Raw genomic sequence first — 16,374 nt, forward strand, 5'->3', positions numbered from 1 at the left:
GTTACACTCCTTTATCCAGTGCATCATTTGTTAAATTGTTAAGACCGTATATTCTTCTTTCACCAGAAAATGGAATAATCTCTATCACTTTTTGATCTCCTGGTTCAAAACGGACGGCTGTACCCGCGGGAATATTTAATCTTCTTCCAAAAGCTTTTTCTCTCTCGAATTCAAGCGAACTATTAACCTCGTAAAAATGAAAATGAGAGCCAATTTGTACAGGCCGATCTCCATTATTAACAACTTCAAGTTGTGTTGTCTGTTTGTTTTCATTACAAATAATCGGCTCTTTTTTTAATCTTAATTGTCCTGGTACCATTCTTCACCCTCTTTTCGTATCATGAAATCGGTTCATGAACCGTTACTAATTTTGTTCCATCAGGAAATGTTGCCTCTACTTGGATGTCATGAATCATCTCCGGTACTCCTTCCATAACATCTTCTCTGGATAATATGTGTTTTCCATATTGCATAAGTTCTGAAACAGACTTTCCATCTCTCGCACCTTCTAACACCTCGTAGGTTAAGATCGCAATAGCTTCAGGATAGTTCAGTTTTAGGCCTCTATTTTGTCGTCTTCTAGCTAAATCTGCGGCAACAACAATCATGAGCTTTTCTTGCTCACGAGAAGTAAGTTTCATTATTATTTTCCTCCTAAACCGCTAACTGCTTTTGTAATAAGCTTCAAACAATTATTTTATTAAAAAAATTTTAAAGCATAGATTGGAGAAAAGATAAGAATTAAGCAAGACCAGAGAAAAAGGGATCTATATATTTCAGGGGGAAACATAAAACTTTTCTGGTCCTGCTACAACTTATCTACCCTTCTTAAGGTTCCTTCGACATATTTACTTACACTAAACATATAATCAATGAACTTTTAATGAGCATGTCACAAAAACTAACCTTATATGTTAGTAAAGTTAACATGAATTATATTCCTCATTATACAGAATTTCCATTGTTATACAATATCTTTTTAAAAATTCAGTTATATTTTCTTATGAACAGACATTCTGAAACAAACACTTAAGAAAAATAAAATAAGACTTAATTTTTTGTAACTATTTTATTAGAGAAACGACAAATATTAAAAGCGATATAAGGTAGGTGTAGATATTGAGAGCTATCATTAGTTTAGTAATAACCATGTTCATACTATTTGGTTGTGGGAATGGTCATATAGGTGAGAAACAACAAGGGGGAGGTAATAATGCTGAAAGTGATCAGGATATTGTTGTAGATAAGATGGTATCAAGCATAACTGAAATTAGTCCACTTCAATACGAATATAAAGTTAAAAATCAAACGCAGGAAACAATTACTTTGGAATTTACAAGCTCACAAAGAGTTGATTATTCTGTATCAACTAAGGAAGGTCAGGAATTATTCCTTTATTCAAGTACAGCCTCCTTTCTTGCAGCATTAGGAGAAGAGACTATTGCACCTGGAGAAGAATTTCAATATAAAATCAACTTGACTGAGTTAAATCTTCAAAAAGGAGAATATATTTTAACTGTATGGATGACTCCTGAAGAAGGGGCATCTTTTAAAATCACTAAAGAGTTTACACTTGAATAACCAATGAGATGAGTCAGTAGTAAAACAGACTCATCTCTTAGGTTAAAGCGAAAATTTTATCTTCCTACAAACATTTGTGTCCAATGATGACCGTTTGAATCATATCCAATCCCAATGTGTGTAAAATCCTTACTTAAAATATTTTTTCTGTGTCCTTCACTATTCATCCAAGCTTGAACTACTTCTTGTGGTGTTCGTTGGCCTTGTGCGATATTTTCACCAGCCGTTTTATATGTTACTCCGAAATCCCTCATCATATCAAATGGCGATCCATAGGTTGGGCTCGTATGTGAGAAGTAATTATTTTGTCTCATATCTTCTGACTTCTTTTGAGCTACGCCATTCAATTGTGTGTCTGCTTGTAAATCAGGTAATCCATTTTTACGTCTTTCTGCATTTGTTAAGTCAATTACCTGTTGAACAGCTTGGTTTACATTTTGTGCAGGTTGTTGCTTTTCAGCAGGTGCTTTTGCCTGTTGTTGTGCTGGTGCTTTTGCTTGCTCTTGCTGAGCTGGCACCTGCTGTTGCGCCGGTGCTTTTGCTTGCTCTTGCTGAGCTTGTTGTTGGTTTGTTGCTTGATTATTTTGTTGAGCATTTGCTTGTTGCTTCGTTTGTGATTGTTGCTGATTCGCTGCCTGCTGCTGAGCTTGTTGCTGGTTTGCTTGCCCATAACGTTGCGCTAACTGATTTGCTTTTTGCTGCGCTTGTTGCTTTTGTTGTTCAATAAACTGACGAGCTTGTTTTTCTGCATCTTCTTTTGAATTTGCATTAATAAATTTATATTTTGCTTCTTGAACAGCAATTGCCTTTGTATGTGGGTATTTATCACTTGAAAGATCTGTTTTCGAGCTTGATATTGTCATCCCATTCTGATCATTATTTCCCATGAAACGATCAGTAACAAGTTCATAATCATTATCTTTCATGTTATTATCACGATTCGTTGTTCTAAAACGATTATTTTCCGCTCTGTCAAGTGTATTTATATCCCTCGTAAAAGGTCCATAGCTTGTTCGGCCGTTATAGTTTACATTTTCAGCAACGTCCATTGTATTTGTTCTGTTACCATTTTCAAAAGCACCTTCGTTATTGTTACATGCTACTAACCCAACAACTAAAGCACTAGTAGTAATTAACCCAAGTTTTTTCTTTATCAACGCTAACCCCTCCTTAAATGTTTGATCAACTACCTTCTTATTTTCTTTATTTTTCAGAAATCTATTGATGGTAATAATCAAGTTATTTGGAGAGAGATTCACTTTTTGGGTAAGAAACACCAAAAAACGCTTGGATAACTCCAAGCGCTAAGCATTACTGAGCCACTTCTTGAATAACCGCTAAAACAAGTTCGGCTGTTTTTTCTAATTCCTCAATTGGCATTTTTTCATTTGTTGTATGAATTTCTTCATACCCTACTGCTAAGTTAACTGTAGGAATACCATTACCAGCGATTACGTTTGCATCACTACCACCGCCACTAGTTTGCAATTCACTGTTACGACCGATTCTTGCTGCAGCACGTTTTGCAACTTCTACAACATGATCTCCGTCACCAAATTTAAACCCTGGATACATAACCTCAATATCAACTTCTGCCCTTCCACCCATCTCTGTGGCAACACTTTCAAAAGCTTCTTTCATTTTCTTTACTTGTTCTTCCATTTTTTCTGGAACTAAAGAACGGGCTTCTGCTAGGATATGTACTAAATCACAAACAATATTTGTTTGTGTCCCCCCTTCAAAACGACCTATATTGGCAGTTGTTTCATGATCAATTCTTCCTAAAGGCATTTTTGCAATGGCCTTTGCAGCAATAGTAATCGCTGAAACACCTTTTTCAGGAGCCACACCAGCATGTGCCGTTTTCCCATAAACTGTTGCCTTAACTTTCGCTTGTGTTGGAGCTGCTACGATGATTGTCCCAACCTTCCCATCACTATCAAGCGCATAACCAAACTTCGCTGTCATGAGATGTGGATCCAGTGCTTTTGCTCCCACTAATCCGGATTCCTCTCCAGCTGTTATGACAAATTCTATTTTCCCATGTTGAATGTTTTCTTCTTTTAATGTTTTAATTGCTTCAAGCATAGCTGCTAAACCAGCCTTATCGTCTGCACCAAGTATAGTTGTTCCATCCGTAACCACATAACCATCTTTAATACTTGGCTTAATTCCCTTACCAGGTACTACAGTATCCATGTGGGAAGTAAAATAAATAGGATCAACATTTTCTTTAGTCGCTTCTAATGTACAAATAAGGTTTCCAGCACCATGACCTGTTACAGCTGTTGTATCGTCTTCAACAACGTGTAAACCTAGATCGGAAAACTTATTTTTTAGTACTTTTGCGATTTCTGCTTCATATTTTGTTTCTGAGTCAACTTGAACCAATTCAAGGAACTCGTCTAATAAACGTTGTTTATTAATCATAAAATTCATTTCCTCCTACGTATTAAAGGGGAATATTCCCATGTTTTTTTGCTGGTCTATTTTCTTTTTTGTTCTTAGCATTTCCAAAGCCTGCGTAAGTTTAATCCTTGTATCCCTAGGATCAATCACATCATCCACCATACCTTGGCTTGCGGCAACATATGGATTAGCGAACTTTTTTCGGTACTCCTCAATTTTCTCAGCCCTTGTTTGCTCCGGGTTAGGACTTTCCTGAATTTCTTTAGCAAAGATAATATTCGCAGCTCCTTGTGGGCCCATAACAGCAATTTCAGCATTTGGCCATGCAAAAACAAGGTCAGCTCCAATAGATTTACTATTGAGTGCCACATAAGCTCCTCCGTATGCTTTTCTTAAGATAACTGTTATTTTAGGAACAGTTGCCTCAGAATAAGCAAATAGGATTTTGGCACCGTGTCGGATAATTCCTCCGTGTTCTTGTTTAATCCCCGGGAAAAAGCCAGTCACATCCTCAAACGTTATAAGTGGTATTTGAAAAGAATCACAAAAACGAATAAATCTTGCTGCTTTGTCAGAAGAATCAATATCTAAACCGCCAGCCATATATTTCGGTTGATTACAAACCAAGCCAACAACTTCACCCTTAATCCTAGCTAATCCAATCACAATGTTTTTTGCAAAATCTTTCTGAACTTCTAAAAAAGATTGTTCATCAACAACCTGATTAATGACCGTTCTCACATCATATGGTCGTACAGCATCAAATGGAATACTATCTGTTAAATCAGGTCGATAATCATCTGAATTTGGCACAGACGTGACAGGTGGCTTTTCTTCATTATTTTGCGGTAAATAACTTAATAAATTCCGTACTTGTAAAAGTACATCTTCTTCAGTAGAACCTGAAAAATGAGCATTTCCGCTAATGGTATTATGTACTTTTGCACCACCTAAATCCTCTGAACTTATTTTCTCACCTGTTACGGTTTCAATTACTTTTGGACCTGTTATAAACATTTGACTTGTTTTTTCGACCATAAAAACAAAATCCGTTATAGCCGGTGAATAAACAGCCCCTCCGGCACACGGACCCAAGATAACAGAAATTTGAGGGATAACACCGGAATAGATTGTGTTTCGATAAAAGATTTGGCCATAGCCATCTAATGATACCACACCCTCTTGAATTCTAGCACCGCCAGAGTCATTTAGTCCAACAAAAGGAGTACCATTTTTTGCAGCCAAATCCATTACAGCTGCAATCTTCATCGCATGCATTTCACCTAGAGCTCCGCCAAAAACAGTAAAGTCTTGGGAAAACAGATAAATCGGTTTTCCATTTACTTTCCCATAACCCGTTACAACACCATCACCAGGACCAGTTTTATCAGATAAGCCAAAATCGTTACATCGATGTTGAATAAAAGGATTAATTTCAACAAAAGAACCAGGATCAAGTAATAAATCTATTCTTTCTCGGGCAGTTAATTTTCCTTTTTCATGTTGTTTTGCTACTTTTTCATCACCGCCACCTAACTCTACCTCTCGTCTACGATCATATAATTCGTTAATTTTTTCATAAATATCATGATTCATTACTTTCACCCCGCTTTTTTTCACATAACTCCACTAACACGCGATTCCCTGCCGATGGGTGAATAAACGCAATATTCGAATTAGCTGCACCGCTTCGCACATTTTCATCAATAAGAGGAATTCCTTTTTCTTTTAATTCTTTTAAACGAGCACTTATGTCATCTACCCCTAATGCTACATGGTGAATTCCTTCCCCCTTTTTTGAGAGAAATTTGCTAATAGCACTTTCGTCAGACATTGGTTCTAACAATTCAATTTTAGTTTCTCCAGCTTTTAAAAATGCCACTTTCACTTGTTGTGTCGAAACCTCTTCAACTCCTAATAATTGAAGTTGCAAAACGTCTTTATAGAATGTTAATGCATCTTCTATTGAATGTACGGCAATTCCAATATGATCAACTTTGTTTATCAACACTCATCTCTCCTCACCTTATGATGAAAACGCTATCAGGATATAATATTTCTTCTCTTTCCACTAAAGAAATCCCTCTTTTTTTGACGAAATTCTTTCACATTTTAACTGTTGTCCAAATGTAACTTTCACGATAGAATAATACGTACAAGGAGTGAAGAAATATGTCACGTAAAACTCAAAAAATTGTCGTTTATTTAATGATTGGCGTTATGCTTATTACAACTTTACTTGCTGGTGTATCAGCTTGGTTTTAATGATGGAAACTATATGATTTCTATGAGGTAATGTATTTGTTATTTTTTATACATTACCTCGTTTCAATAATTTTAAAGATATTCATGAGTTGATCTGAAGATTCATGTTCTAAGGTCAAAATCTTGTTGGAAATACAACAAAAGAGTCTGAAAGAAAGGTAAAACCTATCTTTCAGACTCTTTTGTTATTGCACCGTGCTTTATCGCCGAATTCTCAAAAGATTCTTCTGTATTAATAATAAGCACCTTCGTGCCTAAAGGAATTTTTTTATAAAATGATTCAACCTCTTCGTTTCGCATCCTTACACAACCTTGTGTTACATAGTGCCCAATAGAATCTTTGTTATTTGTTCCATGTATGCCAAATGTTCGTCCATCCGTGTCTTCAGCATCAAAACCAATCCACCTTGTCCCAAGAGGGTTATTAGGGTCACCTCCAGGTATATCTTTTTTTCGATAATAAGGATCAACTGCCTTAACTGTTATTGTAAACTTTCCTTCAGGTGTAAGTTCCTTGGTTTTTCCTGTTGCAACATGATAAATTTCCTTTATCTCATTATCATTAATAAAGGCCAATTCATTTGTTTGCTTATTAATGATGATAAAAGGATCACCCGGTAATGGATTATCTCCTAAAGGCCAGAATGGTGAATGAATAACAAAAAGAAAAAGAAACAATGCTTTCATAAAAAATCACCGTCCTTTTTCTTTTTAATATGTTCAGGTTGCTTTAATTCCATGCAATCTCTGGTTGGGCTCCATCCCTTTAAATTGACTTTTTATGACTAAGTACTGTTCCATTTCTCTTATAAAATGTAGTAAAGCGGCTCTTGCTTCAAACTCTTCCCTAGTTTTTGGCAAATCCATTTCCTCAAACGATCTTTTCATTTCTTGTAGTTGGTTAAGAAATTTATTTGCTGTATTTCCTGGATGGATATTCAAACTTAACTCATGTAAAAAGTCGGCAATCATTTTACTTTGTTCCATTGCAATATGTATTGATGTGACAATTGGAATAACTCTCTCGATGATCTCAAATTGTTTTTCTCTCATTTTGAAATAATGATAATACGAATTCTCATGGCGTAAAAAATGATTTTCAACATCTCGAAATGCGGTTGTTTTCGCCTCGTCTATGAGCTTTGCTGTTTTCGTAATTTCTTTTCCATCCCATTTTTGATCTTTTTCTGTTAAATAACGTTCAATTTCTTGAAAGATCACGGCCAAATTTTCTTCAATTTCAATTTGTAAATTTTTTAATTTTTTCTCCACACTAGGCATATATAAATTCATAATAAGAGCCATACCAATTCCTATTACAACGATTGATAATTCATTTCCGATAATTTCAAGTGTTATTTGTTCTTCACTGAAAAGGTGAAATATAACAACAGTGCTTGTCACGATACCTTCTGTCGCCTTTGCAACAACAGTTGTTGGAATAAAAAACAACAAAAGAACTCCAATTACTAAAGGATGATAGGCAATACCTTCAAAAAATACAAAAGAAAAAATCATTGCAATCAAACAGGCCAAAAAGCGTGCCCAAGAACTTTTTAAAGATTTCTTCTTTGTTACCTGTATACATAGAATTGTAATAATACCAGCAGAGGTATAATGATCTAATTCTAAAAATTGCGCGAGCATAATGGCAAGTGTTGTTCCAAGTGCCGTTTTAGCCGTACGATATCCAATCTTAAACATAGATTATCTCCTTAAATCTCCATTATGAACAATAGTTTACACTATTTAATTTAAAAAAACGAAAAAAGATGATCAATTTAAGATCATCTTTTTGATTATAACTATTAAAGCATCTTTTCAAGAAAATCTTGAGCACGCTTTGTTTTAGGAGCTGTAAAGAACTCACTTGGCGGCGCATCTTCCACAAGCAAGCCTCCATCTAAGAAAAGCACACGATCTGCAACTTCCTTAGCAAACCCCATTTCATGTGTCACAATCGCCATGGTCATACCAGTTTGAGCCAAATCTTTCATAACTTCTAATACTTCCTTGACCATTTCAGGATCTAAAGCAGAAGTAGGTTCATCAAACAGCATAACATCTGGATTCATCGCTAATGCCCTGGCAATAGCAACCCTTTGCTTTTGTCCACCTGATAAACGATTTGGATATTCATTTGCTTTCTCAAGAAGACCTACTTTGTTTAACAAAGTTTTCGCTTGTTCTTCTGCCTCATTTTTCGAAAGACCTTTAACCGTCATCGGTGCATACGTTAAATTTTCCAGTACCGTCTTATGAGGAAATAAATGAAAATGCTGAAACACCATCCCAACATTTTGTCGCACCTTAGCAATGTCTGTTTTCGGGTTTGTTAATTCACTATCACTTATCCATACCTTTCCATCGGTTGGCTTTTCAAGTAAATTTAAACAGCGTAAAAACGTTGATTTTCCTGATCCGGAAGGACCGATAATGGCGATTACTTCACCTGATGTAATCGTAGTAGATATACCCTTTAACACTTCTAATTTACCATAAGATTTATGAAGATTTTCAACTTTAATCACTTCGTTTCATTCTCCCTTCCAGTCCTTTACCAAGAAGAGTTAAGAACATAACTAAAATATAATAAATGACTCCTGCAAAAAGTAACGGTGCAAAGTAATTATATGAATCCGCACCTACCTGATATGCTCGTCTCATAATATCTTGCACTCCTATAACTGTTACAATTGCCGACTCTTTCGTTAACGTAATAAATTCGTTCATTAATGCAGGTAAAATATTTTTGAATGCTTGAGGTAAAATAATATCCTTCATCATTTTAGGATAAGGAATACCTAAAGCCATTGAAGCCTCTTGTTGACCTTTATCAATTGCGTTAATTCCCGCACGAATAATTTCAGAAATATATGCACCTGAATTTAATGTGAAGGCAGCAACTGCAGCCGGATACGGATCAATTGGAAAACCAAGTAATTGCGGTAATCCAAAATAGATGATAAGCAATTGTAAAACTAGTGGTGTTCCTCTAAATATTGATGTATATGCATCAGCAATCCACATCAATGGTTTAATTCGGCTTATTTTAAGTAGGGCAAGAACAATCCCCCAAGCAAATCCAAGCAATAAAGATAAAACAACAATTTTTAATGTTACTACTATTCCTTCTAATATAAAAGGTATAGATGGGACAATAGAAGCAAAATTTAAGTCCATACCCATTCAACTCCTTTCTGTTAGCAATAATCCACGAATGAAAAGAGGCTGACTCAAACCAAAGGAAATTCCTTCTGAGTTAGCCTCTTCTAATAAGGTTATTACCTTATTCTTTGCCACCGAACCACTTGATAATTAATTCATCAAGCTCGCCATTTTCTTTCATCTCATTTAGTGCTGTATTAAACTCTTCTGTATATTCACTACCTTTTTGGAAGGCAATTGCAGAACCTGCTTCCTCACTTGATTCAAGTGTAAATCCAGCTAACTGATCATCTTTTTCAAAATATCCAGCTGCAACTGTATCTTCAATAATGGCTGCGTCAATACGACCTGATTTTAACTCCTGAATCAGCTCAGAAATTTTATTACGGTTTTCTACCTTAAGTGAAACCTGCTCAGCAATTTCTGCTGCTTTTTCCTCTTGAATTGAACCTAGTTGTACACCAACCGTTTTTCCATCTAATTCTTCAACACTTTTTACCTCATTATCCTTTAATGAGACAATCATATGGTTGGCTGTATAATAAATATCTGTAAAATCAACGTTTTCTGCACGTTCAGGTGTTGGTGTCATTCCTGCTAAAACTAAATCAATTTGTTTTGCTTGAAGAGCTGGAATTAAACTGTTGAAATCCATATCTTGGACTTCCACTTCATAACCTGTTTTTTCTGCTAAAGAATTAACCAAATCAATATCAAATCCAATAATATCGCTGCCTTTTGCAGTATCAATATATTCAAATGGCGGGTAATCAGCTGAAGTTGCCATTTTTAAGACTTTTTTGCTTTCCCCTTCAGATCCTGACGTTTCATTGCCTTCTTCAGTTGCTGTACCGCATGCTGCTAATAAACCAATCATTAAAATACTTATAATGAATAATGATAATTTCTTCATGATAGTTTCCTCCTATAATAAGTATCTACTAGTTTTTCTAAATATCATGTAATATTTATTCGATATTTTGTATTTTAACACAGGTTTATATTTATGCAATCATTATTTATAAAAATGTAATTATTAAATTTTTCTGTTTATTAATACTTTTCTGAAAAAGTAATGAAATTGGTAAATAAATAAAAAACAATAATATTTCAATAAAAAAAACTACACCTCTCGCTGCTAATTAACATACAGCCGGGTGTAGTTTCTTTTTATTTCATTTTATACTTCCTCACAATATTCATCAAAAGCAGCTTGAAGTTTGCCAACAACACTCATCGGATCATGTCCTTCAATTTCATGACGTTCAACCATTGTTAATAGTTTACCATCTTTTAATAATGCAAAAGATGGTGAAGACGGTGGATAGCCTACAAACATTTCACGTGCTCGAGCTGTCGCTTCCTTATCTTGTCCAGCAAAAACAGTCACCAATTGATCAGGACGCTTATCATAGTGAATAGCATGAGCAGCAGCAGGTCTTGCAATTCCTCCCGCACATCCACAAACACTGTTTACCATAACAAGTGTTGTTCCTTGCTTATTAAGAACATCTTCCACTTCTTCAGGTGTTTTTAGCTCAGAATAGCCTGCAGCAACAATTTCTTTACGTGCTTGTTGCACAATATCATTCATAAATAAATTAAAATCCATGTTCAAAGAAAATCTCTCCTTTACTCTCTATAGATGTATTTTACCAATGTTTTAATAAATTGAGCAAATGTATCGCTTAAATTTTCTTTTCCATGAATAAATTCAGTAAATCAAGAGCACTAGAAGCAACACTTTTTTCTCCGCTTATAACGGTACGTTCTGTTTTAATAAGTTGTTCCTTAATTTCAGCGTGATTGTAAAAATAACGATATAATTCTTGTTTAAGTAAATCATGAAGCCAATTTCGCTGTTGTTCAGCTCTTTTTTCGTAGAATAAATGATTTTTCTTTGTATATTCTTGAAAGGAATGAATAATATCCCAAACTTCACTAATACCCTCTTCCTCTTTCGCCGAGGCTGTAACAGCCTTTGTAATCCAGCCTTCTGTATAGGATTTTAAGTAATGAAGAATGGTATTATATTCACGCTTAGCATGAGTAGCCTTTTCTTTATTATCACCATCTGCTTTATTAACAACAACTAAATCGGGCAACTCCATTATACCTTTTTTCATCGTTTGCAACTCATCGCCTGCACCAGTTAAAACAAGGAGAAGAAAAAAATCAACCATATCACGAACAACAAATTCTCCTTGTCCGACACCCATTGTTTCAACAAGAATAATATTATACCCAGCTGCTTCACATAAAATCATCGTCTCTCTTGTTTTTCTATTCACTCCTCCAAGATTTCCACCAGAAGGGGACGGACGAATATAAGCATTGGGGTGCCTGGATAGACGTTCCATCCGTGTCTTATCTCCCATAATACTACCTTTAGAAACTTGACTACTGGGATCAACCGCTAAAACAGCGACTCGGTTTCCTTGCTCACAAAGGAAAGTACCAAATGAATCAATAAACGTACTCTTTCCCGCTCCTGGAACTCCAGTAATTCCAATTCTTATTGATTTACTTTTCTTTTGAAGTAAAGCTTCGATAATTTGTTGAGCTTTTTCAAAGTGATGTTTCGCATTACTCTCAACTAAAGTTATAGCCTGTGCTAAAACAACACGATCAGCTTTTTTAATTCCATTTATATAATGCTCAACAGGGATATCACGATTTTTTTTCACAAACTTGCTCATTCTTGCCATTCCTCATAGCCTAATACATCGAAAACTTTTTTAAGTACTTTTTCCGCAGCAACGGGAATAACAGTACCTGGACCGAAGATCTCAGCTGCTCCTTTTTCTTTTAAGTCCTCATAATCTTGGAATGGGATAACACCGCCAATGATGACCACAATATCCTCTCGACCAAGCTTTTTCAATTCGGATATTAATTGTGGGAGAAGCGTTTTATGTCCTGCCGCAAGAGAGCTCATACCAACAACATGCACATCATTTTCAACTGCTTGCTTGGCTGTTTCTTCAGGTGTTTGAAAAAGCGGACCAATATCAACATCAAAGCCTAAATCAGCAAAAGCTGTTGCAATAACCTTTGCCCCGCGATCATGACCGTCCTGCCCCATCTTGGCGATTAAAATTCTTGGACGTCTACCTTCTAGCTCGTAAAATTGATCTGTTTTTTCTCTCACTTTTTTTATTTCTTCTTCATTTGAGTATTCTGAGCTATATACCCCACTAATTGAACGGATCATTGCTTGGTGGCGTTTTGATACCTTTTCGATCGCAAACGATATTTCACCTAAAGTGGCTCGTTTTCTTGCTGCTTCTACTGCCAGTTCTAATAAATTACCTTCTCCATTAGCAGCAGCTTTAGTTAATAGATCAAGAGCAAGATTGACTTCTTCTTCATTTCGATTTTCTTTAAGTTGTCGGATTCTTTCAATTTGTTTTTTTCTTACTTCGGTATTATCAATCGATAATATGTCAATCGGGTCTTCATGATCTAACCTGAATTTATTAACTCCTATAATCACTTCTTTTCCAGAATCTATTTTTGCTTGTCTTCTAGCCGCCGCTTCCTCTATCTTCATTTTCGGTAAACCAGTTTCTATTGCTTTTGTCATCCCGCCAAGATGTTCTATTTCATCCATATGCTTTTTGGCACGCTCAATTAATGATGAAGTAAGAGATTCAACATAATAGGAACCGCCCCATGGATCTATCACATCACAAATACCAGTTTCACTTTGAAGATAAAGCTGTGTGTTACGAGCAATTCTAGCAGAAAAATCTGTTGGTAAAGCTATTGCCTCGTCTAATGCATTTGTATGAAGTGACTGTGTATGCCCCATTGCAGCAGCATGAGCTTCTATACAAGTACGTACAACATTATTAAATGGATCTTGTTCTGTTAAACTCCATCCTGATGTTTGTGAATGTGTTCGCAGTGCTAATGACTTTGGGTTTTGTGGATTGAAATCTTTTACTATTGATGACCATAAATATCGGGCAGCTCTCATTTTTGCTACTTCCATAAAATAATTCATGCCGATTGCCCAGAAAAAAGATAATCTAGGCGCAAATTGATCAATTGAAAGACCTGCCTTCAACCCTGTTCTTATATATTCAAGTCCATCTGCTAAGGTATAAGCCAGCTCAAGATCAGCAGGTGCCCCTGCTTCCTGCATATGATATCCAGAAATACTTATGCTATTGAATTTCGGCATATTTTTTGCTGTATATTCAAAAATATCACCTATAATTCTCATCGACATTTCAGGGGGATAGATATACGTGTTCCGAACCATATATTCTTTTAAAATATCATTTTGTATTGTTCCTGTTAGTTTTTCCTTCTCAACGCCCTGCTCTTCAGCTGTTACAATATAAAATGCCATTATCGGTAATACAGCACCGTTCATCGTCATAGATACTGACATTTCATCCAATGGAATTTGATCAAACAAAATTTTCATATCTAAGATGGAATCAATTGCCACACCCGCTTTTCCTACATCTCCTACCACTCTAGGATGATCCGAATCATACCCACGGTGTGTTGCTAAATCAAACGCAACGGATAGTCCCTTTTGTCCCATTTGTAAATTCCTTCGGTAAAAGGCGTTACTTTCCTCCGCCGTGGAAAAGCCTGCATATTGACGAATCGTCCAAGGACGATTCACATACATCGTTGCATATGGACCACGTACAAATGGCTCAACTCCTGGAAAAGTCCCTAGATGACTACATTTTTCTATATCATCTTTACTGTAAAGATTTTTTACTTCAATTTGTTCATTTGTCATAAAAGGCGAAGAATTAGTGTCATGTTGAATGTTTGTTTTTACTAATGGCGCATTAGAAATGGATACTCTTTTCAATTCCCACTAACCCCCAATATGTTCTGAATGTTCTTTAAAAATTCATAAACATTCATATTTGAAGTAATCATTCCATCTAAATGTAATTCATTTACGATCTCTTCTTGTCCGTTACCAGTAATATACATATGAAGTTTTTGGTTATCAGCTTTTAATCGATCAATAATCGTTAAATCAATGCTTTGATAACTGTTGTTGTTTCCACACAGAATAATGCAACATAAATTTTTCATTTTAGTTGTTTCTTCCACTGAAACAATCTCAACATCTAATCCTCCAGAGAAAAGGATACCAGAAATGTAATCAAGTCTCGGCTTGTAATCTTTTAAGTCCCCAATTGTCACAACACCGACTGTTATGTTCTGCCCCTCTCTTTTTGCCTGAAGAGCCATAATTCTAAGCTTTTCAAAGTGCTCTACTAATCTAGTTGTTTTTACGGCTCGTGCTTTAAAAGAATTATCTAGGGTGTGACTTTTCACTTGTGGTGCTGTTCCTTCTTTACTTACAAATTGTAATGCCTCATGAAAAGAAAAGACATGATGTAATGTATTCTCTTTATGCTGGTAGATTATTTGATTATGAATTGTATCGTGAGAAACTTGATCAGCAGGATTTGCAAAGGTGTTCGTTCCAATCACTGAGTTTTTCCGGTAATCAAGGTCGTGAACTCTTTGTTTAGCAATCTTATTTATGTCTTTTTGTACATTTCCCTTTATTAACTGTTGAAGAAATCCGCCTTCATCTTCCATTTCTTTTAGTTTCTCCCATCCCCTCTCTGACAGCTCATTTGTTAACGATTCAATATAATAAGATCCAGCTGCTGGATCGTTTATTTTTGAAAGTAAACTTTCTTCCTGCAAAATAAAGTGCGTATTGCGGGCAATTCTCTCACCAAGCTCGGTCTGCTGCTCTAGTACAGAATCAAAAGGAAGTATTGTTAACTCATCTACTCCTCCACTTATAGCCGAAAAGCTTTCTGTCGTTGTACGTAATAAATTTACATGAACATCAAATATTGTTTTATTATAGGTTGAGGTGACAGCATGTTGGTAAAGTTTAGGAGATGTATTTCCCTCTCCTAAAGCATGCATGAGTGATGTCCATATATTATGAGCAGCACGAAACTTTGCAATTTCCATAAAGAAATTTGAGCCTATTCCAAATGAAAATGTTAATCTATTTACGATTTGTTGCCATGGTACTTGTCGATTTAGTAATTCATTTATTACCTCAAGAGCATGTGAAAAAGTGTAAACAAGTTCTTGTTGAGCATTTGCACCAGCTTCACTATATACATTTCCTTTAATGAGTATACAACGCGCCTTACAGTCATGCTCGTTCATCCATTTGATTGTATCAGCCAAAAAATCTAGCTTTGTTGAAAGTGAGATAGAATCTTCACCATTTGTTAATATGTCATTATATGGATCAAAGCCAATTGTACCTTGTAAATCTTTTTGTTGATTTAGCTCTTCTCTCATATGTAAAAAAAGTGGAAGCATTCCAAGGTCATTACCTACATCGAAAAAAATAGAATCCTTCTTCCAATTCAAGTGTTTAAAAGCAGCTTGTAACTCTTCTTTATTCCTTATTTGTTGGAAGGAATTTAGAAAGAAAGAATTTTGCCCTCTTACTTTTGAATTTTTAATTTTTTCTTGTATATCTTCTGCATACTCACAATTAATTGCTTGACTTATTTTCCAAGATCTATCAAGTTTCGTTTTTAAGCTATGATTTATTTTAGTATCTTTTAAATCTGCTTCATCATATATAGGTTTTATTCTAATTCCCTCGTATGTAACTTTATGAAGAGTTTCAAGCGTTTTACCCCTTAACGCTCTCTCCGCTTCTTGTTTCCACAATTCCCGTTTGTTTTTGGCACGTGTTTGTTCGTCTCCCATTATGTGCTTCCTATAAGGAAGCCCACCCCTTATCGACTAACATGTTTGACTTATCATATGTTATGCATTCTTAGGTGCCGTGAAGCACACTCAATTTAAACCGACCAAAAAGAATACGCTTACAATTTTATTTTATTATAATTTTTTTCCAACAGCAATGATGTTCTACAAACCTTTGCCCCTTGTAATTTAGTAATAGTTAGAAAA

General features: G+C 35.5%; 16 protein-coding genes and 1 pseudogene. 2 read left to right on the top strand and 15 right to left on the bottom strand.

Annotation, left to right across the window (positions count from 1 at the left end):
* Window position 1: 1 nt before the first annotated feature.
* Together MVE64_RS04765 and MVE64_RS04770 are read right to left on the bottom strand one after the other, a co-directional pair.
* Window positions 2-319, bottom strand: a complete 318-nt coding sequence (locus MVE64_RS04765; RefSeq protein ID WP_247344234.1) for an urease subunit beta — start codon at window positions 317-319, stop codon at window positions 2-4.
* Window positions 320-338: 19 nt separating this feature from the next.
* Window positions 339-641: an urease subunit gamma gene (locus MVE64_RS04770; protein WP_121662699.1), complete on the bottom strand. Its 303-nt coding sequence runs from the start codon at window positions 639-641 to the stop codon at window positions 339-341.
* Window positions 642-1,119: 478 nt separating this feature from the next.
* Between MVE64_RS04770 and MVE64_RS04775 the strand changes: the two genes are divergently transcribed.
* On the top strand, window positions 1,120-1,581 hold the full coding sequence (locus tag MVE64_RS04775) for a BsuPI-related putative proteinase inhibitor (protein ID WP_247344237.1): 462 nt from the start codon (window positions 1,120-1,122) through the stop codon (window positions 1,579-1,581).
* Between the two features lie 56 nt (window positions 1,582-1,637).
* Here the strand turns inward: MVE64_RS04775 and MVE64_RS28065 are convergent, their stop codons facing one another.
* From MVE64_RS28065 to mce, 4 genes and pseudogenes are all read right to left on the bottom strand, one after another.
* Entirely contained in the window at window positions 1,638-2,738 is a 1,101-nt protein-coding gene (locus MVE64_RS28065; RefSeq protein WP_379051490.1) for a CAP domain-containing protein, read from the bottom strand.
* A gap of 154 nt (window positions 2,739-2,892) precedes the next feature.
* A complete protein-coding gene (locus tag MVE64_RS04785; protein WP_247344239.1) occupies window positions 2,893-4,011 on the bottom strand; it encodes a M20/M25/M40 family metallo-hydrolase in 1,119 nt (372 codons plus the stop codon).
* 22 nt (window positions 4,012-4,033) lie between these two features.
* A pseudogene (locus tag MVE64_RS04790) lies at window positions 4,034-5,586 on the bottom strand (acyl-CoA carboxylase subunit beta).
* On the bottom strand, window positions 5,576-6,001 hold the full coding sequence (gene mce / locus MVE64_RS04795) for a methylmalonyl-CoA epimerase (RefSeq protein WP_247344242.1): 426 nt from the start codon (window positions 5,999-6,001) through the stop codon (window positions 5,576-5,578). The pseudogene MVE64_RS04790 and the gene mce overlap by 11 nt, the downstream one beginning before the upstream one ends.
* Before the next feature lie 161 nt (window positions 6,002-6,162).
* Here mce and prli42 point away from each other — a divergent pair, with 161 nt between their 5' ends.
* Window positions 6,163-6,255 (top strand): stressosome-associated protein Prli42, encoded by a 93-nt coding sequence (gene prli42, locus MVE64_RS04800; protein WP_247344245.1) that lies wholly within the window; start codon window positions 6,163-6,165, stop codon window positions 6,253-6,255.
* A 165-nt stretch (window positions 6,256-6,420) separates the two neighbouring features.
* Here prli42 and MVE64_RS04805 read toward each other — a convergent pair whose 3' ends face one another.
* The 9 genes from MVE64_RS04805 to MVE64_RS04845 form a co-directional block, all read right to left on the bottom strand.
* Complete coding sequence (locus MVE64_RS04805) at window positions 6,421-6,942, bottom strand: L,D-transpeptidase (protein WP_247344248.1); 522 nt, start codon at window positions 6,940-6,942, stop codon at window positions 6,421-6,423.
* 33 nt (window positions 6,943-6,975) lie between these two features.
* On the bottom strand, window positions 6,976-7,959 hold the full coding sequence (locus MVE64_RS04810; protein WP_247344250.1) for an aromatic acid exporter family protein: 984 nt from the start codon (window positions 7,957-7,959) through the stop codon (window positions 6,976-6,978).
* Window positions 7,960-8,063: 104 nt separating this feature from the next.
* On the bottom strand, window positions 8,064-8,786 hold the full coding sequence (locus MVE64_RS04815) for an amino acid ABC transporter ATP-binding protein (RefSeq protein ID WP_247344253.1): 723 nt from the start codon (window positions 8,784-8,786) through the stop codon (window positions 8,064-8,066).
* Window positions 8,779-9,438 (bottom strand): amino acid ABC transporter permease, encoded by a 660-nt coding sequence (locus MVE64_RS04820; RefSeq protein WP_121665044.1) that lies wholly within the window; start codon window positions 9,436-9,438, stop codon window positions 8,779-8,781. The genes MVE64_RS04815 and MVE64_RS04820 overlap by 8 nt, the downstream gene beginning before the upstream one ends.
* Window positions 9,439-9,544: 106 nt before the next feature.
* The gene (locus MVE64_RS04825; protein WP_247344255.1) at window positions 9,545-10,336 is read right to left on the bottom strand and encodes a transporter substrate-binding domain-containing protein; all 792 of its coding nucleotides are present in this window, start codon (window positions 10,334-10,336) and stop codon (window positions 9,545-9,547) included.
* Between the two features lie 267 nt (window positions 10,337-10,603).
* Window positions 10,604-11,041 carry a BrxA/BrxB family bacilliredoxin gene (locus tag MVE64_RS04830; protein ID WP_247344258.1) on the bottom strand — a complete coding sequence of 146 codons (438 nt, stop codon included), beginning with the start codon at window positions 11,039-11,041 and terminating at the stop codon, window positions 10,604-10,606.
* A 70-nt stretch (window positions 11,042-11,111) separates the two neighbouring features.
* A complete protein-coding gene (gene meaB / locus MVE64_RS04835; protein WP_247344260.1) occupies window positions 11,112-12,122 on the bottom strand; it encodes a methylmalonyl Co-A mutase-associated GTPase MeaB in 1,011 nt (336 codons plus the stop codon).
* Window positions 12,119-14,251, bottom strand: a complete 2,133-nt coding sequence (gene scpA, locus MVE64_RS04840; RefSeq protein ID WP_247346958.1) for a methylmalonyl-CoA mutase — start codon at window positions 14,249-14,251, stop codon at window positions 12,119-12,121. The genes meaB and scpA overlap by 4 nt, the downstream gene beginning before the upstream one ends.
* Window positions 14,252-14,262: 11 nt before the next feature.
* Window positions 14,263-16,167: a methylmalonyl-CoA mutase family protein gene (locus MVE64_RS04845; protein ID WP_247344263.1), complete on the bottom strand. Its 1,905-nt coding sequence runs from the start codon at window positions 16,165-16,167 to the stop codon at window positions 14,263-14,265.
* Window positions 16,168-16,374: the final 207 nt, after the last annotated feature.

This window comes from Metabacillus endolithicus (assembly GCF_023078335.1).
In the GTDB taxonomy this organism is placed as follows: domain Bacteria; phylum Bacillota; class Bacilli; order Bacillales; family Bacillaceae; genus Metabacillus; species Metabacillus endolithicus.

Excerpts from the sequence above, each read along its gene's own strand:
- MVE64_RS04770 (WP_121662699.1), bottom strand. The coding sequence starts at position 641 with ATGAAACTTACTTCTCGTGAGCAAGAAAAGCTCATGATTGTTGTTGCC.
- MVE64_RS04820 (WP_121665044.1), bottom strand. The coding sequence starts at position 9,438 with ATGGACTTAAATTTTGCTTCTATTGTCCCATCTATACCTTTTATATTA.
- meaB (WP_247344260.1), bottom strand. The coding sequence starts at position 12,122 with ATGAGCAAGTTTGTGAAAAAAAATCGTGATATCCCTGTTGAGCATTAT.
- MVE64_RS04805 (WP_247344248.1), bottom strand. The coding sequence starts at position 6,942 with ATGAAAGCATTGTTTCTTTTTCTTTTTGTTATTCATTCACCATTCTGG.
- prli42 (WP_247344245.1), top strand. The coding sequence starts at position 6,163 with ATGTCACGTAAAACTCAAAAAATTGTCGTTTATTTAATGATTGGCGTT.
- MVE64_RS04810 (WP_247344250.1), bottom strand. The coding sequence starts at position 7,959 with ATGTTTAAGATTGGATATCGTACGGCTAAAACGGCACTTGGAACAACA.
- MVE64_RS04825 (WP_247344255.1), bottom strand. The coding sequence starts at position 10,336 with ATGAAGAAATTATCATTATTCATTATAAGTATTTTAATGATTGGTTTA.
- MVE64_RS04765 (WP_247344234.1), bottom strand. The coding sequence starts at position 319 with ATGGTACCAGGACAATTAAGATTAAAAAAAGAGCCGATTATTTGTAAT.
- MVE64_RS04785 (WP_247344239.1), bottom strand. The coding sequence starts at position 4,011 with ATGATTAATAAACAACGTTTATTAGACGAGTTCCTTGAATTGGTTCAA.
- MVE64_RS04845 (WP_247344263.1), bottom strand. The coding sequence starts at position 16,167 with ATGGGAGACGAACAAACACGTGCCAAAAACAAACGGGAATTGTGGAAA.